Raw genomic sequence first — 25,893 nt, forward strand, 5'->3', positions numbered from 1 at the left:
GTATCAAAACATTTTCATTCTTATTTCAAAAGATAAAATTGGTTGTTGGAAATGGCATTATTTATTCAAAAGTAATCAAAAATAATAATTATAATAATTTTCTTGTTAATTTATTTTAATATAAAATATTTTATAGTACTTTTAATTAGTATTAAAAAGCAAATAAAGGTTCAAGCAGATTTTGCAGATTAAGCTGATTTTAAAATAGTTTAAATAATTTTATAGGATAAAAACACAATAAAAATCAGCTTAATCTGTAAAATCTGCGAGAGAAAAAAATATTATGCAGTTCTAATCTTAGAAACCATAAAAGCAATTAGAACGCCAAAGATTCCGATAAAGGCAAAAGAAAACTGAAGTCCAAAAGTCTGCGCAATATGTCCGATTACCGGAGGTCCCATTAAAAAACCAAGGAAACTTACACTCGAAACAATCGTTAGCGCTTCGCCTGGCGGAACGGTTGGATTTTTTCCTGCCATACTATAAACTGTAGGAACTATGGTGGCAACTCCTAAACCAACAAACATAAACGCTATAGTACAAGGAATAATATAAGGAAGAAAAACAGCTGTAAAAAGTCCGGCAGAAATCATAACACCGCTAATTTGCATAACACGTTCACGTCCGAATTTATTAATCAAATTATCGCCTAAAAATCTACCGCTGGCCATCATAATCATAAAAGAAGTATATCCTAAAACAACCAGAGGGCCGGGCGCTTTTACTATTTCTTTAAAATAAACACCACTCCAGTCAAACATTACGCCTTCGCTGGCCATACTGCAAAAACCAATAACACCAAGCCAAAGTAATGCGCTGTCTGGTTTTGAAAATAATTTTTTTCCTTCTGGTTTGGCTTTGATTTTTTCTTTGGCTCTTACTAAAAATTTAAAATTGAAAGCAACCATTAATAATACAATGACGCCAACAATTATAAAATGATGAAGCGGACTTAATTTTAAAGCCAGCATTCCTAAACCTACCAATGCACCAGAAAATCCAGCAAAACTCCACATACCGTGAAAGGATGACATAATGGTTTTTCTAAAAAGAACTTCGGTATAAACGCCTTGTGTGTTTACAGCGATATTGGCTAAGTTTCCGAATAAGCCAAATAAAAATAAGCCTAAAGATAATTGCAATGCTGTAGTTGCCAGACCAAGATTGACCAAACACAAAACATACATTATTAAAGAGAAAATCAAGATACGATGGCTACCGAATTTGGTTACCATTTTTCCCGAAAAGGGCATTATTACTAATTGTCCGACTGGGAGCGCAAATAATATTGAACCTAAATCGCCTTCTGTTAAATGTAAAGCACTTTTTATATCTGGAATCCTGCTCGCCCATGTTGCAAAACTTAAACCCATTCCGAAATAAAACATTCCGACTGCAAAACGAATTCGGTTTAAATAAGAAGCTTTTGCTTCTCTAAAAACTTTCTTGATTTTTCCTTTAGTTTGAAAAAACGATAATGGATTAAAATTTCCCAGCATAGTCGACCTGTTTTTGTAATATCTTCAAAAATACTAAAAAGCGCTATGAAACTACATTGCATTCAATTCCTTACTCCATTTATAACGTTATTGTTTATAAATTGAGTAGATAAATTAGTTCTAACACATAAAAATCTTTATAAAATAATTGCTTTTTGCTGTGCGTTACTCGCAATTGCAGCTTCAATTATCTTCATTACTTTTATACCATCTTGTGCAGTAACAGGTTCTGTTTTATTATTGGCAATGGAATCATAAACGCCATCAAAAAAACTGAAATAATTTCCCTGCAGTGTTGGTACTTTTTCGCGAACAGTATCTGTGTGCAAAAGACCTTGTAAGCTTTCTGGCTCTGTTCCCCAAGATTCTAAATTTGGTTTCTTTCCTGCTTTTAAATCGTCTTCCTGAACATCACCGCGAGGTTTTAAAAAAGATCCTTTTTTTCCGTGAATGGTGTAAGCCGGATTTGCTTCTTTTACAAAAAAACTTGCTTTTAAGCGAACTCTAAAATTGGTGTAAATCAACAGTAAATCGATCCAATCATCCACTACAGAATCTTTTCTTGTAACTCTAATATCGCCAAAAACTGATTTTGGCGAACCAAATAAAGCAACCGCCTGATCGATTAAATGCGGACCTAAATCTTTTAATATTCCAGCACCGCTATTGGCTGTTTCTTTGTGTACTTTTGGACTTAATATTGGATTATATCTGTCGAAGTGAAATTCGGCCTCAACTAAATCCCCCAAAACTCCGTCTTTTATTATTTTTTGAATGGTTTTAAAATCACTGTCCCAGCGTCTGTTCTGAAAAACGGCCAATTTTAATCCTTTTTCTTTGGCAATCGAAGCTAATTCTTCTGCTTCGGCTGCAGTGGTTGTAAATGCTTTTTCTACAACGGCATGTTTTCCTGCCAAAAGCACTTTTTTTGCATATTCGTAATGCGTTCCTACTGGTGTATTGACGATTACCAAATCGACGTCGTCTGCTAATAATTCATCGATAGCAGCATAACTTTTTACGGCTGGGTAATCTTCCTGAATTAGTTTTTTGCTTCGTTCCCAAGAGCCTAATAATTCAAATCCTGAGTGAAGATCTAAAAAAGGCGCGTGAAAAACTTTTCCCGACATTCCGTATGATAATAGTGCTGTTTTTATTTTTTGCATTTTGATTGTTTTTTACCATTAAGTTAATTAAGTTCTTAATGGTTCAAATTAAAACTTTATGTTTTTCTATTTTATTTTAGCTCTTTCGTATTGTTTTGGCCATTGAATTTCGTCGTTTAATTCTTTTGCAAAACTTAACGGCAAATTTGGGTTTCTCAGCGATTCTCTGGCAAACATAATTAAATCGGCCTGACTGTTTTCTAAAATATCTTCAGCTTGTTTTGACTCTGTTATTAAACCAACTGCGCTGGTTAAAATATTAGCTTCTTTTTTGATTTTTTCGGCAAAAGAAACCTGATAACCAGGCTTAACTGGAATCTGCTGATGAGACACTAAACCTCCGGATGTAACATCAATTAAATCTACGCCTTTTTCTTTTAATATTTTGCAAAGCTTTACAGATTCTTCGGGATTCCATCCTCCTTCTGCCCAATCTGTTGCTGATAATCTTAAAAATAAAGGCAGCTCTGAAGGCCATTCTGACTGGACTGCTTCAAGAACTTCTAATGTAAAACGGATTCTGTTCTCAAAACTTCCGCCATATTCATCGGTTCTAACATTCGTTAAAGGAGATAAAAATTGGTGCAGTAAATAGCCATGTGCCCCGTGAACTTCTATCACTTTATAACCTGCTTCAACTACTCTTTTTGTTGCTGCTTTAAAATCTGAAATTACTTTTTGGATTCCGTTTTTGTCCAAAGCTTCTGGAAGAAAGGGTTCATTATCATGATATAGAACCGCACTTGGTGCAACGGTCTGCCATCCGCCTTGAGCGAAATCTAACTTTTTATTGCCTTTCCATGGAGCCGAAACACTCGCTTTTCGTCCTGCGTGCGCGAGTTGAATTCCCGGAACTGCATTTTGAGAAATTATAAACTCGTTAATTTGTTTTAATTTTTGAATGTGTTCGTCTTTCCAAATTCCCAAATCAGAAGGAGAAATTCTGGCTTCTGGAGAAACCGCAGTTGCTTCCTGAATTATCAAAGCAGCACCTCCGATGGCACGAGTGCCTAAGTGCACTAGATGCCAATCGTTTGCAAATCCGTCGATTGCAGAATATTGACACATTGGCGAAATAACAATTCTATTTTTTAAAGTAGTATTTTTTATCGAAAGTGAAGAGAATAATAATGAAGCCATACATGTAACTTTTACTGGTTTTGGCCTACTTATAGATTAGAGTGCCATTTGAAAAGTAAAGTTACTGCATCTTGTTAAAACTAGAAATCTAAATGTTTATTAATTAACAAACATTTAAAACCTTATGTCTTATATTGCACTCTTATATTAAATAGAAAACGCTACTTTTGTGCGTTAAATACGAACTAAAAATACAAAATGGATATAGTTATCAAACTCTCTCAATTTCTATTGAGTTTATCTTTACTTATTATTCTTCATGAATTAGGACACTTTATTCCTGCAAAATTATTTAAAACCAGAGTTGAAAAATTTTACTTATTTTTTGATGTTAAATATTCGCTGTTAAAAAAGAAAATCGGCGAAACAGAATACGGAATCGGCTGGTTGCCACTTGGAGGTTATGTAAAAATCTCAGGTATGATCGACGAAAGTATGGACAAAGAACAAATGGCATTGCCGCCACAACCGTGGGAATTTCGTTCTAAACCGGCTTGGCAGCGTTTAATTATTATGCTTGGCGGTGTTACTGTAAACTTTATCCTGGCTTTTATTATCTATATAGGTATGGCGTTTGCTTATGGCGATACTTATGTTGCGAATGCTGATTTGAAAGATGGTGTTTTGGTTGAAAATCCAGTTATGCTTAAAGCTGGTTTTAAAACCGGAGATAAATTGATCTCGATTGATAATAAAAAAGTAGAAAATTTCGACAGTGATTTAAACATGAATATTATCATGGCTAAAAACATTTTGATCGAAAGAGACGGAAAACAGCAAACTATTACAATGCCGACAGATTTTGTAGATCAGTTATCTAAAACTGAAAAAGGTCTTTTGGTGAATATTCGTTCTCCTTTTGCTATTAAAGGCATTCCTGCAGAATCTGCAAACACTGCTTTAAAACCAAAAGATTTAATTGTGAGCGTAAACGGTCAGCAGACAAAATATTATGATCAGGTTAAAACGATTTTAGAAAATAATAAAGGAAAAACTCTTTCTGCTGTTGTTTTACGTGATTTAAAACAAACTCCTGTTACTATTAAAGTAGATAATAATGGTAAACTTGGTGTAATTGCCGGCGGTGTAGATATGGAGTCTTTAGAAAAATTAGGTTATTATAAAATAAGCACAAAAGAATATAGTTTCTTCGAATCTATTCCGGTTGGACTTACAAAAGGTAAAGATCAATTGATAGGTTACGGAAAACAGCTTAAAATGATCTTTAATCCAGAAACAAAAGCGTACAAACAAGTAGGTGGTTTTGCAGCGATTTTTAACATTTTTCCATCTTCTTGGAGCTGGGAAGTGTTCTGGTCAATCACTGCTTTATTGTCAATTATGCTTGGAGTTATGAATTTATTGCCAATTCCAGCTCTTGATGGAGGTCATGTAATGTTTTTATTATACGAAATAATTAGTGGCAGAAAACCGAGCGATAAATTCTTAGAAAACGCCCAAATGGTTGGCTTTGTACTACTTATAGCACTGCTTTTGTTTGCTAACGGAAACGATATTTACAAGGCAATTATGAAGTAGAAAAAAAAATCAAGAAAAAGAGTTAAAATATTTTTGAGAAACTAAAAAATCGATTATATTTGCACTCGCTAAAAAGAGCAACAACTTCCTCCTTAGCTCAGTTGGTTAGAGCATCTGACTGTTAATCAGAGGGTCCTTGGTTCGAGCCCAAGAGGGGGAGCAAACTTTTTTTAGCAAACATATTTACCTTTAAGGTGATTCCTCCTTAGCTCAGTTGGTTAGAGCATCTGACTGTTAATCAGAGGGTCCTTGGTTCGAGCCCAAGAGGGGGAGCTTATTAAATACCACTTACAAATTGTAAGTGGTATTTTTTTTGACTATTAATCAGAGCCCCGAAAGCTTTCGGGGTTGATTCGAGCCCAAGAGGAGGAGCTTAAAAAAAAAGACTATCATTACGATAGTCTTTTTTTTGTTATATACTTTTCATCCACAGACTACGGTTTCAGATCGACAAAACCTCTTTATGTTCTTTGTGTTTAAATTAATCGCAAAGGTTCGCAAGGCTTAATAATTAAACTTTGCGAACCTTGTGTCCCGATAGCGATCGGATTGCGCTCTTTGCGCTTAAAAACGATTTCCTCACATCGTTTTACTTTTAAAAACCTTCATCATTTCCTCAGCCTTATCAATTTCGTTGATTGCTTTTAAGGATTGCGCATAGCGATAATAATAAACCGCTTCCAAATCTGTAGTCATATTAAAAAGTTCAGCATAGTATTTGGCCGCTACAACAAGATCATCTTCAAAATACGATTTGTCGGCTACTTTTTTAACCATTTCTAATGTTCTATAACCTTTGTCTAAAACTTTTTCGTAGGTATTTAAAACATTTACTTTAATGAATTTTGCTTTTTGTGCTGGCGGAATTATTCCGACTTTAACGGGTTCTATCTTTTTTGCAATTGTATCAACAACTATTTTTGTTGCGATGGCTTCAGTTGTTTTTATTTTTGTTCTTCCGTAGTTTGGCGTTACGGTTCGTGTGTTGTTCGGACCCAGGTCGTTTGTATAAATCATGTCTAAACTGGTAACTTCGTAAGTTGTTACACGGCTTCCAAAAGGCATGTTTATTTTTTCTTCAACGTGGTACGATTTTACAACAAGATCTTTTTTGGGTTTGTTGTCGGCAATTAAACGTGCATTTTTAATTTCTGGATTGGGAGAAGCGCTTTCGCTGCGCTGGGCAAAACAGTTAAACGAAAAAACACAGGCAATTGCGGTAAAAGGTGCTGCATAATTTTTCATCATAACTAATATTTTATTGGTTATACATTTTGAGAAACTTATATAAAGGTACTTATTGTTCTGTTTTTTAATTTATTATATCTACCAACAACCTTAAAAGACGTTAAAATGCGGTTTTTTAGGTTTAATGTTTACCGTGTTGTTTTGTACATTTGTATAACATCAAATAAAATGGAAAAAATTCCTGTTAGACATATTACTAATTCTCCCACTACATCAAATTCTTCTGAGAATTTCAGTATTCGGAATCTTGAGGATTTACTTTCGGAAAAAGATTTGATGGAAGACTTACATCGACATGATTTTTTTCATATTCTGGTTTTAAAAAAAGGAAAAGGATTTCACGAAATTGACTTTATTAATCATGAAGTAAAAGATCATACTGTTTTTTTCGTACGTCCGGGGCAGGCGCACCGGTTAGAATTAGACGCTTTGTGTTCTGGATATATGATTAAAATGAATGCTGCTTTTTTCAATTCTGAAAATAAAACTTCTAATCAATATTTACGCAAAACCGGCATTCAGAATTATTATCCGCTTGACGGAAATCAATTTCAAAAAATACTTTATCCACTCGATTATATTTTTGAAGAATATAATACGAAACGCGAAAACCATCTCGAAATCATAAAAGCCAACCTCAGCATTTTTTTTATGGAACTTACTCGCGAGCAAAAGAAAACAACCGCAGAAAAAACCAATTTGTATGCACAGGAACGTTTGGAGGAATTTTTAGCTCTTTTAGAAACGCATATTTTTACGCAAAAACAAGTCAGCGCTTATGCCGAAATGCTAAACCTTACTTCTTATCAGCTGAATGCTATTACGAAAACAATACTTGACAAAACGGCTTCGGAAATTATTACGGAAACTATTATTCTGGAATCTAAAAGATATCTTTTAGCAACAACCAATCAAGTGAGTCAAATTGCAGATTATATGGGTTATGATGATGTTTCGTATTTTATTCGATTGTTTAAAAAACATACTGGGTTTTCGCCGGAAACTTTTCGGCAGAACTTTAAGTAAGTGACATCAAACTTCAATTTTGTCCTATCTTTTAAAGGTGTTCCAGATTTACTTTTGAATTGAATTTTAATTGAATCCAAATGAAACAGAAATGGGACGAAAGATATAAAGAAACCGAATTTGCATACGGAACCGAGCCGAATATTTTCTTTAAAGAATGGCTGTCAAAATTTGAACCCGGAAAAATTTTAATGCCAGCCGATGGCGAAGGCCGTAACGGCGTTTTTGCTGCTCAATTGAACTGGAATGTCACTTCGTTTGATTTAAGCGCAGAAGGACAGCTAAAAGCTTTAAAACTTGCCAAAGAAAACAATATAAGTTTAGAATATAGTGTCGGTGATCTCGAAGAATTGGAATTCGAGAAAAATTCATTTGACGCAATTGGATTGATTTACGCTCATTTTTCCGCGGAAGCGAAATCTAAACTTCACCAAAAGTTAGATACTTATTTAAAATCTGGCGGAATTATTATTTTTGAAGCTTTCAGCAAAAGTCATTTCCATTTTAAAAAACAAAATCCAAAAGTGGGCGGACCAGACAATATTGATGATTTATTTTCGAAAGAAGAAATTCTAGCCGATTTTAAAAATTATGAAATCCTGCTTTTATCCGAAGAAGAAATTGTTTTGAATGAAGGGAAATTTCATATTGGAACTGGTTCTGTGATTCGGTTTGTGGGGAAGAAGATTTAGGTTTTTTATCTCATTTTTTGTCATTGGAACGTAGCAAACTCACTAAAAATGCATAGTTTGCCAAACATTGTGGCTACGAGTGTGATTTCTCCTCCGTCGAAATGACAAACTGAATGTTATATTCGTTGTGAAAAAGCGCAATCTTGTCATTTCGACGGAGGAGACTCGAGCGATAGCGAACAGGCGAAGCAAATCACACTAGAAACTCTACAAAGCTTAACCAATTTTGTCATTCTGAGCGAAGTCGAAGAATCCGTAAGAAACTCCACAATTACAAATAAAAACAAAATTCATTCTACAATTACAACCTGTCCGAAAAATTGTATTTTTGTTTTGGATAAAATAATTTTCAGGAATTTTAAATATCTTTGAACTATGACTACAACAGCAAAACATATCGGGAGAAATATAAGCCGTATCAGAGAGCTTAGAGGAATGAAACAAGAAGCACTTGCAATAGCAATTGGCGTAACGCAGCAAACTATTTCTAATATTGAAGGGAGCGAAACTGTTGAGGATGAAAAATTAAATAAAATTGCTGAAATATTAGGCGTTTCTGCCGAAGCTATTAAGAATTTCTCTGATGAAGCTGTTTTGAATATTATTGGAAACACTTTGCATGACGGTAGTTTTATTAATGGAAATGCATATAACTGCAACTTCAACCCGCTTGATAAAGTTGTCGAGCTTTATGAGCGTTTGGTTCAGGCTGAGAAAGATAAGGTTGAGTATTTGGAGAAATTGATGAAAGGAAAATAGGGATTTCTTTAGAAATATTGAAAGAAAGTTAACTAAGAATATGATACAAAAAACACCTCAAATGAGGTGTTTTTTTTTAAAATGATTTAGTGTATTTTAAAACTAAACTTGTATAATCCGTTTTACCTTTGTCTGACATTTTATAATCAGACAATGAAATAATTCTAGAATTTTCAATTGCTGCTTGACAGGAATTTTGATTTATTGGCGACTTATTTGAAAATTCTAAAGACAATTGATTGGTTTTTGAGGCTTGGTTTTTTTTGTCTTTTTCCATATTTATTCATTTATTAGTCCGCACTCTTTTAGAGAATGTATTGCTTGAGTTTCTAGTGTAGATAAAGCTTGTAAAGATTTTGCAACTTTTGGCTTTATAGTTGTAAAATCTCTTGAAACCTTCTTCCCATTACTTTTTCTTTCAGTAAAGTTAGTAAAAAAATTCAAATATTTACGAGGAGCTACACCATCAAAAATTAATATCCTTACTTTATCTTTACTATTTTCATCCTCTGTAATTGCATCATCGTGTAAAGTTATCCCTAAACTCTTTTTATATGGCTCAATATAATATACTTCTTTTATTCCAGCAACAATAATATGTCTAGCACAATTGTGACAAGGATATGTAGTACTAAATAGTTTACCATTAATCATTTTTTCTCCAGATAACTGACTTCCAGATATAATAGCATGCATCTCTGCATGTACAGACCTTGAAAATTCAATTAGATCCTTAATTTTCGAGTTTCTTAATTGATTTGCAAATTTATTAATCTTTTTTATATCAACTAATCCTTCATCATCAAAAAAAATATTATTTAAATCAGAATCAACATTTATTAATTCGATAATACTTTGAACTAAAGAGTCTTTTTGCTCATCATTACTACAAATACCTGTTTGATTACATCTAAAGTCGACTTTATCACCTTCTCTGTAAAGATTACCTCCAAACTTAGGAACATCATTCCATCCCGTTGATATTAAATTTCCTTTTTTACTTGTTATGGCCGCCCCAACTTGTCTTGATAAACACGCAGAATTACCTGAAGCAGATTTAGCTGCATACATTGCTGTTTCTTCAGATGTTGGAGTAACAATTGAACTCTCAAAAATAAGGTGTAAATATCTTTGAATTTTATCATTTAACTTATCTGAATTTTTTGTAGAAACTCTTAAGAAAAAATCTCCTTCTGTAAATGTACCTCTGACATTTTGACCATTTATATTATTATCATATTCATCAACGTCTATTATATTTCTAATTTCTTTCTGCGATAAATTTTTATTAAGTAAATTTTGTTCTCTTTCATGTTGAGGGGAAAATATACTAAATTGATAAAAATTATCAGTATAAATTTGCCTCAGTAATAATAATTCCTCTTTATTTTTTATAGAATTAAAAATAAAGCATCTTCTTCTACTCGTAAAATCTTCTGCTTTTGGCAATTCTCCTCCATCACCTTTAGTAGCTTCATGTACACGATTATTGTAAATATCTCTTATTGCTAATTCTACCAAAACTGAATTATTATTATAATGTTTTCTAATTGCATTTCCCTCATCTATTTTATACATCAATTTAGAATATTCCTCTGTGCTACCTCCTACGGGCTGAAATGCATTTATTTTATATTTATCAATATAATCGCTTAATTTTAAAACTTCTACCGTATAACCATATGTTTTTTCTAGTATTTCAGTTAATGAAGCTATAACTTCATCTTTCATAGAACCTATCGGTGAACAAATTCCTAAAAACAATTCTTCAGTAAAAGTATTTTTAACTTTTTCCCTTGTTGTCTTCCCTTTTATTCTTTCATCCTGATGTACAATTTCAAATTTTACTTGTTCCATTAGCTTTTTTTTAAATTTTTTGATTAAGGCTTAATAAAAAATTATACATATTAGTTGTATGTTTTTTAAGTTATATTTTTTCACATATTCAATTAAGAAATTAAAACTCAAATTTTATTACTTTATTAATATTACTTTTACGGAAAACCATATTCTAATTAGATATTTTAGACAAAGTAGGATAATTTATAAATTCTACAACACGTAAAAATACCTGTTTTGTCTAAGGAAACTTATTTTATCCAATCATGCGTTTTATATCTCCCAACATAGAGTGATTACACTACATTCTGCATTTTTTTCAAATTTTACAATTACTTTAGAAAATAAAAAAGCGCTGCAATTTTCATTGCAGCGCTTCCTAATATTTCAAAAAGTCTAATAAAACTTAAACCCCTAATTTCTTAGCAATCTCAGAAGGAATTCCACCTTTATTAACTAATAAAGCAGTCGTTTTATATTTCACGAAGTTTTTTGTTACAAACAAGAAACCTTTGTAGTCGTTTGTTTCTCCCCAAGAGTTTTTTACGATGTAATATTCTCTTCCAGTTTGGTCTTTTGCAAGGCCAATAATGTGCATTCCGTGGTCGTCTGTTGTGGTGTAATTATCAAACGCAGCCTGACGCATTTCTGGAGTAATTTCTGGTTCTGGTTTTGGTCCGTTAAACATGTCTGCTTTTTCTTCGGCAGTCATATCGTCGAATTTTTTTGTTGGTACATACGCCACACCATTTTTCCAGCTAAAGCTTTTTTCGCTTACGTCTGTTGCCCATGCTACAGTGTATCCTTTTTTAAGTGCATTATCGATAACGTCTGTCATATCGTTTACTTTTACATTGTAAACCTGATCAAAAGACCAGTTGTCTGGCACCATCATCGTTGTTTTTTGGTAATATGGAGAAGTTGTAAAAGAAGACATTTCTACATAATCATCTGGATTTATTCCCACTACTTCTTTTGCGAAAGATTGCGGCGTGTAATTTTTTCCTTTGTAAGTAAAATTATCCGGCACTTTTCCTAAATAAGAATCAATAACAGCAGCGTATGCTTTTTGCCAGTTTGGCGTTAATTCTCCGTTCGGGTTTTTTACCACAGCAGTTAGAAGTCCTTCAATCAGCGCTCCCATTTCGCCAAATTTATTTTTATCTGTTCCGTAGTTTAATCCTGTGTAAACTTCTCTCGGTACAGTTCCGTATTTTTTGTACATATTAATTACATCGTGCAATGCACCACCGTCGCCCAAAGTAACTGCTCCGTGCATGCGTACATAATTAATTCCTTTTTCTACATAAACATTTCTTGCAGAGAAAATCTGAGACAATTCTACAGGCTGTTTTCCTAAACGAATCATTTCTGACTCTAAGAATGAGTTTGTAGAATAACTCCAGCATGTTCCAGAAGATCCTTGAGCTTTTACAGATGTTGTTCCTAAATTTACTACTTCGGTAAATTTAAAGTTCTCTTTACTTTTATCACTTGCATTTAGTTTTAGTGAGTTTACTAAAACGTCTTGTGCAAAACAGCTGGTCGCTCCAACAAAAAATACCGACGCTGCAAGTACTGATTTGAATGAAAATGTATTCATAAATTATGTTTAAGGTTTTGAGAAATTAGTCTACAATGTTTCTAATTTGTTACAAAACAATTAAATTTTGTGTAATTTATTATATTTTTTCGGTTAATTTTTTCACAATCTTTTTATTAAGGTGTATTATAGTACAAAATATGCAAAAACAGATTGCTGTTTTTCAATCAAAACTAAATCACTTTTGTAGTTCTTAAATAAATAGTAATTTGGTTGCTGAAATTCCCAGCAAAAATCCTGAAATGTACGAACTCGAAAAAGAGAAATATTTAGGCAATACCAAAAACATTTTCAACAATACGCAGGGAATTGCTGTTGTAGAAACAGAATATCAAAGTAAGGTTTTTGAAGGCTGGCATTCCCATAATAATGCACATATTACATTGTTTCTAAAAGGCGGTACATCAGAAAAACGAAAAAATTCTACTATTGATGTTGGCCCCGGTTCGCTTTTATTTTACCACAGCGACGAATTGCATTTGAATCAAAACACACTTTTTCCTTCTAAAAATATCAATATCGAAATTGAAGAAAATCTGTTGAAAGAACTTCAGATTACAGAAGCTACAATAGAGAAATCAGTTCAGAATGCTGCTTTGACTAAATTTTTGATTCTAAAAATCTTTAAAGAATCTCAGGTTGCCGATACTTTTTCTGGCGACACCATTAATATGTTATTTGCGCAGTTGGCAAACTCTAATTCGCATTTGGATAAATTTGAAAAAAGTCCGTTTTGGGTTAAAAGTTTAAATGAATTATTGAATGACTGCTGGAACGAAAATCCGAATCTACAGGATTTGGCGCAGGTTTTAAACCTAAATCCGATTACAATTTCGAAACATTTTCCGAAATATTTTGGATGCACTTTGGGCGAATACATGCGCCGTATAAAAATAAATCGCTCGCTTTCGCTGATACAAACCAACGAAAGTAATTTGACGGAAATTAGTTTTCTATGCGGTTTTGCCGATCAGAGTCATTTTATAAGAACCTTTAAAAACCAAACCGGATTTTTACCTAAAGAATTTCAAAAAATTTAAAAAAGGCAAATTTCATTCTATTTTTTGTTTTTGAGGCACATTACTTTTGCTTCAACTTAAACATTTAAATACCAAATCTAAAAATGGAAACCCTGACTACAAAACAAAAAATATTTAATTTCCCTTTAACCAAAATTATACTTTCGTTGATCGTTTGTCTGGCTTTTGTCAATATCGGACAAGCTCTTTTTGGAAAATTATTATTGCAAACCCCGCTCGACAAAGATTTTAGAAATCTTATAAAAGGAATTATTGTTTCTGCTTTGGCTTTGGGCAGTTATATTCTTTTCTTCAAATATTATGAAAAAAGAGACGTTACCGAATTCTCTCTCAACAGAATTGCCCGAAATTTAATTATCGGAACTCTGATTGGAGCTGTTTTACAATCGCTGACTATTTTGGTTATTTATCTCGCTGGCGGTTATACTATTCTTGCTGTAAATCCTGTTTCGTTTATTATTATTCCGCTAACGCTTTCTTTTACGGCAGCAATTATCGAGGAAATTTTAGTACGCGGTATTCTTTTTAGAATCATGGAAGAAAAACTAGGAAGTTATATTGCTTTGATTATTTCGGCTTTAATTTTTGGTTTGATGCATTTGGCGAATGAAAACAGTACTTTGCTTTCTTGTTTGTCTGTTGCCATTGAAGCTGGATTATTACTTGGCGCGGCTTTTATTTACAGTAGAAATTTATGGTTTCCTATTGCTTTGCATTTTGCGTGGAATTTTATGCAGTCGGGAATTTACGGCGCCATAACTTCTGGAAATGCAAAAACAAATAGTCTGATTGAAGCTAAATTTGAAGGTTTAGAATTGATAACCGGAGGAGAATTTGGACCCGAAGGCAGTATTCAGGCCATTGTATTTTGCTCTATTGCTACAACTGTTTTATTGATTTTATCTCATAGAGAAAACAAAATAGTTTTGCCATATTGGAAGAAATAAGCTTTTTATAAAAACAAACCCGACAAGATTTAAAATCTGTCGGGTTTCATAAATAACTAACCAAATTGTATCATCTCATCCAATTGCTTCCAAAAACAATATAATATGCCCAATCTTCTGGGCCCTTTGCGACATCTACGCCCATGCGGAGTTTAAATTTTCGGGCAATTAAATATCTAAAACCGGTTCCGTAACTGTATTCTAATGGTTTTTTGAAGGTATCGCCCCAATCGCTAAATGCATTTGCACCGCCGGCATAACCCATCAAACTCCATCTTCGGTACAAATCCCAACGGAATTCTACTTCTGTAACTAAACTTGTTTTTCCCTGATATCTTCCCATTGGTACGCCGCGTAAATTTATTCCGGGTAAAAGATAAAACGGCGGACTTCCGAATGCTTGTTCTGCTTCTATTCGTAATCCTCCAATTAATTTTGGTGTTATGGGATAAAATCCGATTGCGGAAAGGTTGACGCGCCAGGCATCATAATCGCTTCCAATCGCATTGTCTGACCAGAAAAAATCAGACTGCAGCCGGATTCCTTTATCGGGCGTAAAAATGTTGTCCCGATTATCAAATTGTATCGCGCCGCCCAACTGACTGATGGTACTTTTGATGTCTTTATCTTTTACAAAATTAGGTGTATCGCCAGACGGAAGATTGATTTTTGAATTTAAAAAAAGATATTGCGGACCTGCGCTCCATTTCGGGTTATTAAATTGTTTTAACACCTGAGTATAAAAAAATGCAGTTCTAAAATTCAATTTAAATTCTTTGTCTTTAAGGTTCGGAATGTTATTTTCATAAAACGACAAATTCATATCACCGTAGCCGCCTGCAACCCGATAATTGATTTTTGATTTTATAAAACTTCCGGATCGAAAAGCACCAACCATCCAGCTTTTATTACTGGTGTACATTCCTAAAGCTCCTGTAATATCCGGATTTACAATTCTTTTTTTTCCGTTTTCATCAACAACCGGAGGATGTTTTTTAAGAAATACAGGCACTATAGCAACACCAAAACCACCTACCGCAGGTTCTGTAATTATTGTAGGAACGACGATAAACCCATTGGCATAAATTAAATAATCACTTAAATCGAATGCTCCGTCAAGAGAATCTTTTACTGTAATGTGCTTTTTTTGTCCAAAAGTATGATTTGAAAGCAACAAAAAAACAAGACTAAAGAAGAGAAGATTTGGTATGTTTTTTTTCATTTTCATCGAAATCTGAAGATTACTTTTTAAAAGAAAATCCGTTTGGTTATTCTTTCTTCGTACTAAAAACATGAGCCAGCGTGAGGAAAAAAGTATTACCCTGAAATCTGTTTATGGCAGAAACTTCTCCCAGCCAGCGCAAGCCAATTGTAGAGGTAGATTTTATGTGTATAAAATTAACTTCGGCTCCCACTGCTGCTACACGGTCTTTATCTCCTGTCCAGACAATCGGCCCGATAGGAATTTCATCATTGGTAACTTTATATTGCAAGTAGTAAATTAATCCCGCGCTTATGATCGCTTTTGGTGCTGTTTTTTCGGCATTAAAACAATAAAAGGTTTTTCCTAAACCGCCTTCAAGACTTAAAATATCTCCTGTTTTTATATCGGTATCTTTCTTTTTTCCGTTGATTTCATAAGAAACTGTTGTGGCAAAATGAAGCGTTTTTTTCTCATTAAAAAATAATGTAGTCCCCAGAGAAAACTCATTTATAAACATTCCTAATCCGCTGTTATCTGAGGCTCCAGCCGTATATTTTCCTGTTGGAAGATAAAGGGCATAACTAAACATAAAATCGGCTCTTTTTTTATGCCAGCCCAATTGTACCGGTATTAAATAAGTATCTGTAAATGCCAGAGAGCCATCAATATTTACATTATTTCCTTCTATTTTATTAGATGCAAATGCAAACAATGCTGTTGCACCGTAATTAGCTCCCAGAATTTTAAAATCGCTGACCCACGAAACTCCTGCTCCTGTTACAAAGGCATTGATATCTGGATTGTGCACCGAAATATCTCCGTCGCTGTTTCGTAAAGAAGACGCGGCATAAAAATAGCCCGGCACATAAACTGCCAAAGTATTTTCTGGAGCTAGCGTTCCAGACTGTAGTCCTACTCCGCCAAGAATATGTCCGCCTTTTAGCTGCGCATTAGACAAACTGGAAATTAGCAATACTAAAAATAGGATATGCCATTTTTGTATTGGTTTTGGTTTAAGCAATAATGTTCTCATGCTGTCTGTTTTAAAATTAATTCGGATTGACTTTCGCTTATTCCTCAATCATTATAAAACCCATTATTTAAAGCAATAAGCGTTTGATTTGTCTGTATTATTCTGGTCGTTTTAAAATATTGTGATGGTGATTTTCCGGTATGTTTTATAAAAGCCCTAAAGCAAGTTGTGCGGGATTTAAATCCAGATCCCCACGCCATTCCTTCGAGCGAAAGATCTTTCCATTCCGGATCGTTTATTTTGTCTTTAAAATATTCTATTCTTTATAAATTTACGTAATCCTGAAAATGAAGTCCAAATTCTGAATTAATTAAATTAGAAAGCTGATGTACCGCGATTCCCGTTTCGTCTGCTAAATCGCGTATCATAAAATCTTTTTTGAGAAAGAGTTTTTTATGGGTAAAAACATAATTTAATCTATAGAGATAATCTTCTTTTTTCTCTGCTCTAATTTCATTTACGAGAGGCTGATTATTTTTAATTTCATTAATCTGAATGGTAGCATCCTGAAGAAAATCAAAAGTTTCTTCTTCGTCATGAAAAATCTGAGGCTTGAAATAAAGCCATCCTACAGCAAAAAACAAGACAAAGGAAATTAGGAAATAACACGAAAGATCTACAATATCTGTTTCCCTCAATAAAAAATGATAAACGAATAAGGCTGAAAACAAAAACAGCACCATCAAATTGTAAACCTTTATCCAGTTTATTACTTTCATTCTATGAAACTGACTTCCTTTAAATTTTTTTAAATCATAGTTTAAAATCAGCATTGTCTGGCAGAAGATGTAAAACAGCCAGATTGTAAGCATTAAAATTGAAAAAGGATTTTTCGTTTTGGTTTCTATATAAGATATCAATTCAATATTTACATAACGGCCTGCATATACAATCAAGGTCATTATAAAATAAACAGCAAAAGGCAGAAAATGCAGTCTGTCGTATTTTCTGATTTTATTTTCTGAAGATAAAATGTCCCGTACATACAAATAAGAACAAGGTGCCGCTAAAAAAATAAAGGATTTTGTTATGATAAAAAAATCAGGGAAGTTTTTGACAATTTTTGATGCCAAATAAAAGTTATAGAGACTCACAATGGAAAGACTCATTAAAAACAATCCTAAAAAAAAGCTCTTAGAATAATTTTTCCTTGAAAACACTACTCTAAATGAAGCTGCAAAGCCAGCAATTGCTGCTACAAAAAAGAAAAACGAAAGTAGTATAGCCATCATGTTCTACGTTTAATTCATTTGTACTATCTCTTAAAGTGATTTAGAAAGGGGGGCTTTCTTTATTTTAAAGCACTGTTTGTCTCTGATTAAAACAAACAGGCTTTTTTGTAAGTGAGTTAAATGCTATTTTTTGGCCATGCCAGGCGGAAAGCCTTCCAGAATTTTTTTCACAGCGCCATTGATAAATTCATCGGGATTATCTGGTTTGCTATCTATTTGAGAATTACCTATTCCCTGCCAAATCATTTTTTGTGTTTTTGTAGACACAATATCGATTACCAGAGAACCGTCGACATAATCGTAGGTATCAACAGTTGTATTGGCAGTGCCCATCATAGCGCCTCCGCCCCAATAACCATAAGGACGATACATACCACCGTATCCATAAAAATTGGTATTGGCACTTACTGATGTTTTGTTTTTTAGAATAGTAACAGCATTTACTTTTAAATCCGGATTATTGGATTCTGTAAAGCCTTTGGCGATCATTTCGGTACGAATTGCTTTTGTAATTCGATCCGCATTTAATTGACTAATTTGACCTTCCTGAGCTTTTAAATCATAAACAGCAAACGTTTTAAATTCGCTGAAACTAATGCCGTGATCATAGTCGTTTGTAACTTTTACAGTAGGGGAACAACTGTAAAAAAGACCCAATAAAAATATTAGGATAAGGCGAAGATTTGTTTTTTTAATATTCATGTTTTGATATTTAAATTGTTAACTCGAATCTATTAAAATCTTGAAAATCCTGCTTGAACGAAAAGTTATAGAACGGTGCTTGTAGAATGCCAATGTGTTAAATAACAAACATTTAGTATTACACCAAAGATAAAATAATTTCTTTAATTATTTTGCTAAAGTGCAAAAATTCTTACTTATGCTTTATGCGCTATTATTTTTGTTAATTATTACGTTTGATTGTAAACTACTTAACTATTTTATCCTTCTTTTGTAAAAAATCAGATTTCGTTTGAAACAGGTATTCTTTGTTCTTTCACAGCTTTAAGCATTTTATTATAATCTTCTTCATTTTGGTCGGCATATAAAAGAGAAAATTTAGCAATGGCATCTGCAAATTCATCTCCTTTTCCTATATATCCGGATAAAACAGAAGCATCGCCCGTGCGTGCGTGGGCTCGTGCCAATGCCCAGCCGCATGCTTTTGCGTAATCTTTAAGGTTTTCTTCTTTCATTATTTCCAGAACTGGTTTTACTTTGGCATCACGAAGCTGACGCATATAAAAGAATTTATCTGTTCTGCCGTCTGTCCAGCCTAAAAGCATATCAGAAGCCGACTGCATTAGTTTTTGTCCCATAACAATACGTTCGCCCTGATGTTTGTATTTGCTTTTTGTTTTTACAAAAGGTTCTAAAACACTATGTCTGGCTTCTTTAAACTGTAAAAAAATTGGCTCTCCCGTTGCCGACATTAACAAGCTGATACCGCATAATGTACCTACGCTTCCTACTCCTACAACTTTCATAACTAAATCATGAAGCGAATACCGCTGTAGTAAAATCTGCTTGTCTTCTGATAATGATTTGATGTAACGCTGGTGCACAATTTCTGCTTCTTTCATTAATTCTTCTCCTTCAGTTCCTAAGGGATGATAAATTAATGGTGGTTCATCTTTTATGCGGGCGCGTTTTCCTTCCTGATACGTTAATTTGGCAAACTCCTTTTCGTGTGCCGTATATTCTGCTGCTTTTTTTAATCGTTTTTGTTGAAATTCTTTTAGCTCTTCGTCTGAGCCTAGTTCTATCAATTGGGCTAAATCAATATGGGCATACCAAATTTGAAGTGCAGATAGTTTGCTATATTCGTATAAATGTCTTTTATAACTGTCTGCTGCATGCCAGGCCAATTCTTTACAGATTTTTTCGGAAAAATTTCTCCATTTTCCGGCAATGGCAAAACTAGCGGCAAGTCTTTTTAAATCCCATTCCCATGGTCCGGGAAATGTTTCATCAAAATCATTAATATCAAAAACTAATTTTCTTTCTGGTGTGGCAAAACCTCCAAAATTCATTAAATGACAATCGCCGCAAATCTGAATTTCAAGTCCCGTACTTGGCGTTTCTGCCAAATCCGAAGCCATTATAGATGCTGCTCCTCTAAAAAAAGCAAAAGGCGATTCCATCATTCTGCTGTAGCGGATAGGCAGTAAACTTTCGACTCTGCCAACACTGGTTTCTATCAAAATTTCTATCGGATCTTGTCGGTCTTCTTTTGGTTTCCATTCACAATGACTAAAACGCGAAGTTGTTTTACGTAATGCTTTTCCTTTGGCATATCGTTCTTCTTTTGACGTGTGAGAGTCAAATATATTTTCGTTTTTTTCTGTGAAGGATTCAGCCATGATTTTATTTATTGTTGAAAATCATTTTTCTGGAAAAACAAAAGCAACTGTAGCCCGTAATCCCCAATCTGGTTTTAATTGATCTGGACCGACTATCGGTATAAGCGGTGATAATGAAAGCTGTACCACTTGTTTTCCTAATTTTGTAATACCTCCGATAGAAGGATTTAAAGAGATCATTGTCGTTCTGCCTTCCCAGTTTTGAGTTATTTCTGCATTTATTCCTAAACTCGCGCCGCTTTTGTAACTATGAGAAAGAAAGATCTGTGTGTAAAACTGGTTAAAATCTGCACGATCTTCATTTCCTGCTATCGACCAAATCTGATTGGCAATAAAACCTATCGTTAATCCTTTTCCCTGATGCATTACTATTGCACTCGGACCAATTCCGAATTTTTCGGTTCCTAAAAACTTCTCTGTAGCCGTAGGAACTAAAAACGCCGGACCAATTCCTAAAATTATTTTTTTTGTTTTGGGTGCAAAAAAGGCTGTAATTGTAGCATCACTTAAACCAAATTCGTGTGTATTGTCACCTGTAATATCTCTTTGATCTACAATTGGAATAACATATCTGGTAATTAGGTTGAGATTGTCTGTTAATTTAAAAGGAATTACCGGTTGAAAATTGATGGTATATTTTGAGCCGTTAAACAGTCCGATGCCATAATTTATATTATTCTGAAATGGCACACTAATAAGAGTTGCAACAGGATTGGCGAGTTTATCTGCAAGCTCTTGTGCACTTGCCCCAGATTTTGCTGGTTCTTCCTGAGCCACAGCAAAAAAACTGAAAAGAAAACAAATTATGCTGCAAAACAATTTAATTCCGGCATATCGTTTTTTGTTTTTCATGATCGTTTAATTTAAGGATTCTGCAGTCTTGAAATCAAAATGCAACAGTTCTCAAAAAATTGAAAAACTGTTACATTTCAATCCTTACTAATTCAAAATTATTTGTCTGCGAAAACTTTTTCAATCGTTGCTATTTAAACATACTATAGTTTTTAGAAGCCTTGTTTGATGAAGCATTATAGTTTACTGATAGCTAAATTCCAAAATAGTTGGTATGATTTACAAGTGATTGAAGAATTATCTTTTTAAGATGAGAATTTGTTTTAAAATGAATTATTTCTCTACAATTTCCGGAGGAAAATATTCCCCGCTCGAAACATCAGCTGTTGGTCCGTAAAACCGAAGCGTAAGATTATATTTTACATTTTCTATTGTCGGTAACCAATTCGATTTTGAATATTCAGCTAAAGGTTTTGGTGCAAATACCAATGTTAATGATCCGTCAGTGTTATATTTTAAGCCCGATTGATTGTTTAATAAATAACGTTTCATAGGATTCGGCAGAACCTGATATTTGGTTCCATCAACAGCAATAATAGACCAGAAATATTTTGATTTCTCTTTTGGAAGTGCTTCTTTCGGAAAAGTTAAGACATATGTTTTATTTCCGTCAAGACCAACTTTTGCATAGTAAATCGCCTCTTTTCCACTATTTGCCCAAATACCTACAATGTTTACAACGGTTCGCAATTGATAATCATTTCCATAATTACCAACTACAGGCGGACGCGTCCATCCATTTTTTGTCAATCCCAAATTTTGTATTCTTTTAAAAATTGCAGGCTGTGCAATTTCTTTAATGGCTTTGTCTATTTCAACTTTTCCTTTGTCGTCACTTTTCAGTAAATTTTCTACGGCTTTTACTTTTTCCTGCAAAGGTTCCATTCCTTCGTTAATATCAGTTTCAGAATTTAGTAAAGCCGTTGCATTTTCAAATAGTTCGGCACCTGGAAATTTTAAACTTTCAAAAAGCGGTACTTTTATTGGGGTTTCAATTTTTGGCTGTCCTTGCAGCGTTAACTTAAATTGTTTTTGAATTTTTATCGCTTCCTGAATATTTGCTCCTAATTCTACACGAGCCAAAACACGCGAAAGTTTACAAGGCAGATCAATTCTTAAAGCTCCTTCGGGAATTTTCGGGTTACTGCCTTTTAAACATAAAGCAAACTTACCGTAAGGTTGTTGCGGATAGTTTCGTTCGTTAATATTTAAGATCGTTTCTCCCCAGCCATTGAGCATGTGCCACGTATAATACCGCCCTGTAATTTTCGGAATTTCCAACAAAACACAAGTATTTTCATCAACGGCAACCCAGGCTTCGGTGTAGGCAACATCCAGATTAGGATTTGCCCATGCAACCCCGCCCGGAGTACGATAAATTAATTTATTCCACTGAAAACCTTCTTTTTCGAAATCAAGACGTAATTGTTTTAACACTAAGTCACGGCCTAGTAAATACGTATAAGCATCTGCGATATCTTTTTGAGTAACCGTTGCTGTTGTGTCTGCTTTAACCGTCGAATTATTTTCTTTTTGTTTTTCTTTACCTCCGCAGGCTGTAAGAAGTAAAAAAGAGAATATTAAAATCTTTGTTTTCATATTATTACTTTTTATGGTTTTGAATTGAAATTAGTTTAGATAACATCAATATTTTTACGGGATCTGAAAGAAGAATTTTCTTGTTTTTTTAGTAAATTGTTTCAAAATTAGCCAATAAATAAATGGTCATTTGCATTTATTGGTCTTTATATGGTTTCATTTTATAAAATGAAACATTAAAAAATATAATTTTTAATGTTTTAAACTACATTCTTTAAAGTTTGGGATGATGTTAAAAAAAATAATCAAATCGAGCCATAAAAAAAGCCATTCTTTCGAATGGCTTTAAAATATTGTTTTTTTGAAAAACTACTCTATTTCAGAAACTCTCATGGTATTTACCATTCCTTTCTCTTTAATTGGCATTGCAGCAAGGTTGATTAAGTAATCACCTTTTACAGCATATCCTTTTTCTACAGCAATTTTATTTACATCTGTTACAGTATCGTCTGTACTATTTTCATTATCATAGAAGAAAGATTTAACTCCCCATAATAAATTCAATTGTGTTAAGATTCTTCTGTTTGAAGTAAATACTAAAATATGTGCAGAAGATGGTCTCCAAGCCGAAATCTGGAAAGCAGTATAACCACTGTTTGTTAAAGTACAGATAGCTTTTGCGCTGATTTCATTTGCCAATAAAGCGGCTTGGTGACAAACTGTTTTAGTAACAAAACGTTTTGTTTTAATTTGTGGCGTGTTTTGAGGCACTTGAATAAGCGGAGAATCTTCTACAGCTTCGCAAATTTGTGTCATTCTCTGAATAACTTGTACCGGATAATTTCCTGTTGCAGTTTCTCCAGACAACATTACAGCATCAGCTCCATCCATTACTGAGTTAGCAACGTCATTTACTTCTGCTCTTGTTGGAGTTAAGCTAGTGATCATTGTTTCCATCATTTGTGTTGCAACGATAACCGGGATTCTAGCAATTTTTGCTCTGCGAATTAAGTCTTTTTGAACCAATGGTACTTCGTGTGCAGGAAGTTCAACTCCTAAATCTCCACGTGCAACCATTAATGCGTCACAATATGCTATAATTTTATCCATGTTCTCAAGAGCTTCCGGCATTTCAATTTTAGCAACGATTGGAATTTTATATTCAGAATGTTTAGCGATCAATTCTTGTAAATCTTGTAAATCGCGAGGTGTTTTTACAAACGAAAGTGCGATCCAGTCTACTTTTTGCTCAATTGCAAAAATTGCATCAGCAATATCTTTTTCAGTCAAAGCTGGTAAAGAAATTTTAGTGTTCGGAAGATTAACCCCTTTTTTAGATTTTAATTCTCCACCTTGAATTACTTTAGCAACAACTTCTGTTTTTTTATCTGTCGAAACAATTTCGAAAATCAATTTACCATCATCAAGCAAAATACGCTCTCCCGGATTAACATCATTTGGAAAATTTTGATATTTCATGAATACTTTTTGAGCATTTCCGATAATATCTTCAGCAGTTGTAAAAGTGATTTCGTCACCGTCATGCACTACTGTTCCTTCTTCCATTACACCAACTCTAAGTTTTGGTCCCTGCAAATCTCCTAAAATTGCTGTTGTGTAACCAAACTCTTCGTTTAGACCTCTAATGATATTGATTTTTTCTTTTACGCCTTCGTAATCTGCATGAGAAAAATTTACTCTAAATACATTAACTCCGGCCTCGATCATATCCTTGATAATCTCTCTTGTACCACATGCAGGCCCAAGTGTAGCTACAATTTTGGTTTTTTTGTTTGTTAACATTTTTTTTAAAAAATTAGATTGTTTTTTGATTTTATTTTATCAGTATCAACAGCATAAATAGCTGCAATACTCTCTATGGTATTTAATTTTTGTTGAATTTCTGAAAACCCAAAAGCCTCGTCGCCATTGTCAATTTTCAGGAAAAAATCTACTTTTTTGAATTCAGGCAGTAAATGAATTGTTGTAGAAACCTCACTTGTTCCATTAGAAAACAAATTCTGAGAATCATTCTTACTCACAGAAATGATTTCGTTTTTATTCTGAATTAAATTCCATGAAATTGCCTTTTCGGAATCATAATAATAGAATCTTGAAAAATTTGCCTCGCCTTCTTTAGTTTGAGCATGGATCTCGTTTTTGCTCTTACTTAAGTTTATCGGAAGGTTTTTATTGATAAAATAGGCCAGTCTATAATCTTCTAATGAAGTATGAATTGCCATTAAATAATAATCAATTTCGTCAAATTCGTCTAAATCCAATCTATGAATAGCCATTTCATGAAAAATCAAGGTGTAAATATAGTATTTCTAACGGAGCATCAATATATATGATAGGGTTGTTTTTGTTAACTTATAAACGAAAACGTTATAGCTTTAAGTTAGTTACAGCATTTTTGTAGCTATTTCTTGTCTATTTTCTCCTGAAATGCAAAATAAGCTCTTTGAGATGCTTTCTCTTCGGCCTTCTTTTTTGAAGTTGCTCTTGCTCTTGCAATTACTTTATCGTCTATACTTAGTTTTACACCAAATAAACGCTGCCCGTCAATTCCGTTATCTTCAAAAATATCATAATGGAAAACTCTTTTTTCCTTCTGACACCATTCGATAACCAAACTTTTATAACTAATTACTTTTCCCTCAAGTCTTGCTATATCAACATAAGGTGTAATTACTCTTTTTTGAATAAATCTTTCGCAGAATGGGTAGCCTTTATCTAAATAAATTGCCCCAATAAGTGATTCGAAAATATTTCCATGAATGTTTTCTCCAAAATGCTGAATTGGCACTTTGCTCTCTACAAAACGAACTAAATTTAGGTCTTTACCTAATTCGTTCAAATGTTCACGGCTTACAATTTTAGAACGCATTTTGGTTAAATAACCTTCATCGCCATTTGGTGCTTTGTTAAATAAATGTGCTGCAATTACGGCACTTAACATTGCATCTCCTAAAAATTCTAATCTTTCGTAGTTAATTGGATGCCCGTCCTGATCTAGTTTATTAGAAGAACGATGCGTAAATGCTTTCTTATAAAAACTAATATTTACAGGCTGAAAACCAAGTATTTTCTGAATAGTGTCAAAAAAAATCCCGTCTTCTAGAGAACGGGATTTAGAAAATATTTTTTTGATAATATTCATATACAGAAA

23 protein-coding genes and 2 tRNA genes are annotated in these 25,893 nt (G+C 33.6%); 8 read left to right on the top strand and 17 right to left on the bottom strand.

The window, feature by feature from the left end; all coding sequences use genetic code 11:
- Positions 1–281: 281 nt before the first annotated feature.
- The 3 genes from EV144_RS09715 to EV144_RS09725 form a co-directional block, all read right to left on the bottom strand.
- Complete coding sequence (locus tag EV144_RS09715) at positions 282–1,499, bottom strand: MFS transporter (protein ID WP_134148348.1); 1,218 nt, start codon at positions 1,497–1,499, stop codon at positions 282–284.
- Positions 1,500–1,636: 137 nt separating this feature from the next.
- Positions 1,637–2,665, bottom strand: coding sequence for a Gfo/Idh/MocA family oxidoreductase (locus tag EV144_RS09720; protein ID WP_134148350.1), 1,029 nt, complete (start codon positions 2,663–2,665; stop codon positions 1,637–1,639).
- Positions 2,666–2,731: 66 nt separating this feature from the next.
- Positions 2,732–3,805, bottom strand: coding sequence for an NADH:flavin oxidoreductase/NADH oxidase (locus EV144_RS09725; protein WP_134148351.1), 1,074 nt, complete (start codon positions 3,803–3,805; stop codon positions 2,732–2,734).
- Between the two features lie 198 nt (positions 3,806–4,003).
- On the opposite strand from EV144_RS09725, the gene rseP reads away from it, so the two are divergent.
- The 3 genes from rseP to EV144_RS09740 all read left to right on the top strand — a co-directional run bounded on the left by rseP (position 4,004) and on the right by EV144_RS09740 (position 5,617).
- On the top strand, positions 4,004–5,344 hold the full coding sequence (gene rseP / locus EV144_RS09730) for an RIP metalloprotease RseP (RefSeq protein WP_134148353.1): 1,341 nt from the start codon (positions 4,004–4,006) through the stop codon (positions 5,342–5,344).
- A gap of 86 nt (positions 5,345–5,430) precedes the next feature.
- Positions 5,431–5,504: transfer RNA gene (locus EV144_RS09735), tRNA-Asn, on the top strand.
- 39 nt (positions 5,505–5,543) lie between these two features.
- A tRNA-Asn gene (locus EV144_RS09740) sits at positions 5,544–5,617 on the top strand.
- Positions 5,618–5,923: 306 nt separating this feature from the next.
- Here EV144_RS09740 and EV144_RS09745 read toward each other — a convergent pair.
- A complete protein-coding gene (locus EV144_RS09745) occupies positions 5,924–6,592 on the bottom strand; it encodes a hypothetical protein (RefSeq protein WP_134148354.1) in 669 nt (222 codons plus the stop codon).
- Positions 6,593–6,760: 168 nt separating this feature from the next.
- Here EV144_RS09745 and EV144_RS09750 point away from each other — a divergent pair, with 168 nt between their 5' ends.
- From EV144_RS09750 to EV144_RS09760, 3 genes are all read left to right on the top strand, one after another.
- Positions 6,761–7,618: an AraC family transcriptional regulator gene (locus EV144_RS09750; RefSeq protein WP_134148356.1), complete on the top strand. Its 858-nt coding sequence runs from the start codon at positions 6,761–6,763 to the stop codon at positions 7,616–7,618.
- Positions 7,619–7,698: 80 nt separating this feature from the next.
- On the top strand, positions 7,699–8,310 hold the full coding sequence (locus EV144_RS09755) for a class I SAM-dependent methyltransferase (RefSeq protein WP_134148358.1): 612 nt from the start codon (positions 7,699–7,701) through the stop codon (positions 8,308–8,310).
- A gap of 375 nt (positions 8,311–8,685) precedes the next feature.
- Positions 8,686–9,069 (top strand): helix-turn-helix domain-containing protein, encoded by a 384-nt coding sequence (locus EV144_RS09760; RefSeq protein WP_134148360.1) that lies wholly within the window; start codon positions 8,686–8,688, stop codon positions 9,067–9,069.
- A gap of 76 nt (positions 9,070–9,145) precedes the next feature.
- Here EV144_RS09760 and EV144_RS09765 read toward each other — a convergent pair whose 3' ends face one another.
- The 3 genes from EV144_RS09765 to EV144_RS09775 form a co-directional block, all read right to left on the bottom strand.
- The gene (locus EV144_RS09765) at positions 9,146–9,346 is read right to left on the bottom strand and encodes a hypothetical protein (RefSeq protein WP_134148361.1); all 201 of its coding nucleotides are present in this window, start codon (positions 9,344–9,346) and stop codon (positions 9,146–9,148) included.
- Positions 9,347–9,348: 2 nt separating this feature from the next.
- Positions 9,349–10,926: an anti-phage dCTP deaminase gene (locus EV144_RS09770; RefSeq protein ID WP_134148363.1), complete on the bottom strand. Its 1,578-nt coding sequence runs from the start codon at positions 10,924–10,926 to the stop codon at positions 9,349–9,351.
- Positions 10,927–11,314: 388 nt separating this feature from the next.
- On the bottom strand, positions 11,315–12,511 hold the full coding sequence (locus EV144_RS09775) for an aminopeptidase C (protein ID WP_134148365.1): 1,197 nt from the start codon (positions 12,509–12,511) through the stop codon (positions 11,315–11,317).
- A gap of 242 nt (positions 12,512–12,753) precedes the next feature.
- Between EV144_RS09775 and EV144_RS09780 the strand changes: the two genes are divergently transcribed.
- On the top strand, positions 12,754–13,551 hold the full coding sequence (locus EV144_RS09780; RefSeq protein ID WP_134148366.1) for an AraC family transcriptional regulator: 798 nt from the start codon (positions 12,754–12,756) through the stop codon (positions 13,549–13,551).
- An 83-nt stretch (positions 13,552–13,634) separates the two neighbouring features.
- Positions 13,635–14,498 (top strand): CPBP family intramembrane glutamic endopeptidase, encoded by an 864-nt coding sequence (locus EV144_RS09785; RefSeq protein WP_134148368.1) that lies wholly within the window; start codon positions 13,635–13,637, stop codon positions 14,496–14,498.
- A 70-nt stretch (positions 14,499–14,568) separates the two neighbouring features.
- On the opposite strand, the gene EV144_RS09790 is transcribed toward EV144_RS09785, so the two are convergent.
- From EV144_RS09790 to rnc, 10 genes are all read right to left on the bottom strand, one after another.
- Entirely contained in the window at positions 14,569–15,720 is a 1,152-nt protein-coding gene (locus EV144_RS09790; RefSeq protein WP_243854647.1) for a BamA/TamA family outer membrane protein, read from the bottom strand.
- A 46-nt stretch (positions 15,721–15,766) separates the two neighbouring features.
- Positions 15,767–16,735, bottom strand: a complete 969-nt coding sequence (locus EV144_RS09795; protein WP_134148372.1) for a transporter — start codon at positions 16,733–16,735, stop codon at positions 15,767–15,769.
- 263 nt (positions 16,736–16,998) lie between these two features.
- Positions 16,999–17,967, bottom strand: a complete 969-nt coding sequence (locus EV144_RS09800; protein ID WP_208326846.1) for an AraC family transcriptional regulator — start codon at positions 17,965–17,967, stop codon at positions 16,999–17,001.
- A 123-nt stretch (positions 17,968–18,090) separates the two neighbouring features.
- Positions 18,091–18,669 carry a DUF4136 domain-containing protein gene (locus EV144_RS09805; RefSeq protein ID WP_134148373.1) on the bottom strand — a complete coding sequence of 193 codons (579 nt, stop codon included), beginning with the start codon at positions 18,667–18,669 and terminating at the stop codon, positions 18,091–18,093.
- 260 nt (positions 18,670–18,929) lie between these two features.
- Positions 18,930–20,330, bottom strand: coding sequence for a DUF2252 domain-containing protein (locus EV144_RS09810; protein WP_134148375.1), 1,401 nt, complete (start codon positions 20,328–20,330; stop codon positions 18,930–18,932).
- A 21-nt stretch (positions 20,331–20,351) separates the two neighbouring features.
- Positions 20,352–21,182 carry a hypothetical protein gene (locus EV144_RS09815; protein WP_134148376.1) on the bottom strand — a complete coding sequence of 277 codons (831 nt, stop codon included), beginning with the start codon at positions 21,180–21,182 and terminating at the stop codon, positions 20,352–20,354.
- A 273-nt stretch (positions 21,183–21,455) separates the two neighbouring features.
- Complete coding sequence (locus tag EV144_RS09820; protein ID WP_134148378.1) at positions 21,456–22,781, bottom strand: DUF1214 domain-containing protein; 1,326 nt, start codon at positions 22,779–22,781, stop codon at positions 21,456–21,458.
- A 309-nt stretch (positions 22,782–23,090) separates the two neighbouring features.
- On the bottom strand, positions 23,091–24,524 hold the full coding sequence (pyk, locus tag EV144_RS09825) for a pyruvate kinase (protein ID WP_134148379.1): 1,434 nt from the start codon (positions 24,522–24,524) through the stop codon (positions 23,091–23,093).
- Between the two features lie 5 nt (positions 24,525–24,529).
- Entirely contained in the window at positions 24,530–25,018 is a 489-nt protein-coding gene (locus EV144_RS09830; protein ID WP_134148381.1) for an IPExxxVDY family protein, read from the bottom strand.
- A gap of 125 nt (positions 25,019–25,143) precedes the next feature.
- On the bottom strand, positions 25,144–25,884 hold the full coding sequence (gene rnc / locus EV144_RS09835; protein ID WP_134148383.1) for a ribonuclease III: 741 nt from the start codon (positions 25,882–25,884) through the stop codon (positions 25,144–25,146).
- Positions 25,885–25,893 lie beyond the last annotated feature (9 nt).

Origin of the sequence: Flavobacterium sp. 270 (assembly GCF_004368785.1) — a bacterium.
GTDB lineage: Bacteria > Bacteroidota > Bacteroidia > Flavobacteriales > Flavobacteriaceae > Flavobacterium.

What these genes read in the sequence shown, in the direction of transcription:
- EV144_RS09725 (WP_134148351.1), bottom strand. Translation starts at nt 3,805, where the DNA reads ATGGCTTCATTATTATTCTCTTCACTTTCGATAAAAAATACTACTTTA.
- rseP (WP_134148353.1), top strand. Translation starts at nt 4,004, where the DNA reads ATGGATATAGTTATCAAACTCTCTCAATTTCTATTGAGTTTATCTTTA.
- EV144_RS09805 (WP_134148373.1), bottom strand. Translation starts at nt 18,669, where the DNA reads ATGAATATTAAAAAAACAAATCTTCGCCTTATCCTAATATTTTTATTG.
- rnc (WP_134148383.1), bottom strand. Translation starts at nt 25,884, where the DNA reads ATGAATATTATCAAAAAAATATTTTCTAAATCCCGTTCTCTAGAAGAC.
- EV144_RS09785 (WP_134148368.1), top strand. Translation starts at nt 13,635, where the DNA reads ATGGAAACCCTGACTACAAAACAAAAAATATTTAATTTCCCTTTAACC.
- EV144_RS09795 (WP_134148372.1), bottom strand. Translation starts at nt 16,735, where the DNA reads ATGAGAACATTATTGCTTAAACCAAAACCAATACAAAAATGGCATATC.
- EV144_RS09810 (WP_134148375.1), bottom strand. Translation starts at nt 20,330, where the DNA reads ATGGCTGAATCCTTCACAGAAAAAAACGAAAATATATTTGACTCTCAC.
- EV144_RS09750 (WP_134148356.1), top strand. Translation starts at nt 6,761, where the DNA reads ATGGAAAAAATTCCTGTTAGACATATTACTAATTCTCCCACTACATCA.
- EV144_RS09820 (WP_134148378.1), bottom strand. Translation starts at nt 22,781, where the DNA reads ATGAAAACAAAGATTTTAATATTCTCTTTTTTACTTCTTACAGCCTGC.
- EV144_RS09715 (WP_134148348.1), bottom strand. Translation starts at nt 1,499, where the DNA reads ATGCTGGGAAATTTTAATCCATTATCGTTTTTTCAAACTAAAGGAAAA.
- EV144_RS09800 (WP_208326846.1), bottom strand. Translation starts at nt 17,967, where the DNA reads ATGATGGCTATACTACTTTCGTTTTTCTTTTTTGTAGCAGCAATTGCT.
- EV144_RS09765 (WP_134148361.1), bottom strand. Translation starts at nt 9,346, where the DNA reads ATGGAAAAAGACAAAAAAAACCAAGCCTCAAAAACCAATCAATTGTCT.
- EV144_RS09760 (WP_134148360.1), top strand. Translation starts at nt 8,686, where the DNA reads ATGACTACAACAGCAAAACATATCGGGAGAAATATAAGCCGTATCAGA.
- EV144_RS09770 (WP_134148363.1), bottom strand. Translation starts at nt 10,926, where the DNA reads ATGGAACAAGTAAAATTTGAAATTGTACATCAGGATGAAAGAATAAAA.
- EV144_RS09720 (WP_134148350.1), bottom strand. Translation starts at nt 2,665, where the DNA reads ATGCAAAAAATAAAAACAGCACTATTATCATACGGAATGTCGGGAAAA.
- EV144_RS09815 (WP_134148376.1), bottom strand. Translation starts at nt 21,182, where the DNA reads ATGAAAAACAAAAAACGATATGCCGGAATTAAATTGTTTTGCAGCATA.
- EV144_RS09790 (WP_243854647.1), bottom strand. Translation starts at nt 15,720, where the DNA reads ATGAAAAAAAACATACCAAATCTTCTCTTCTTTAGTCTTGTTTTTTTG.
- pyk (WP_134148379.1), bottom strand. Translation starts at nt 24,524, where the DNA reads ATGTTAACAAACAAAAAAACCAAAATTGTAGCTACACTTGGGCCTGCA.
- EV144_RS09745 (WP_134148354.1), bottom strand. Translation starts at nt 6,592, where the DNA reads ATGATGAAAAATTATGCAGCACCTTTTACCGCAATTGCCTGTGTTTTT.
- EV144_RS09755 (WP_134148358.1), top strand. Translation starts at nt 7,699, where the DNA reads ATGAAACAGAAATGGGACGAAAGATATAAAGAAACCGAATTTGCATAC.
- EV144_RS09780 (WP_134148366.1), top strand. Translation starts at nt 12,754, where the DNA reads ATGTACGAACTCGAAAAAGAGAAATATTTAGGCAATACCAAAAACATT.
- EV144_RS09830 (WP_134148381.1), bottom strand. Translation starts at nt 25,018, where the DNA reads ATGGCTATTCATAGATTGGATTTAGACGAATTTGACGAAATTGATTAT.
- EV144_RS09775 (WP_134148365.1), bottom strand. Translation starts at nt 12,511, where the DNA reads ATGAATACATTTTCATTCAAATCAGTACTTGCAGCGTCGGTATTTTTT.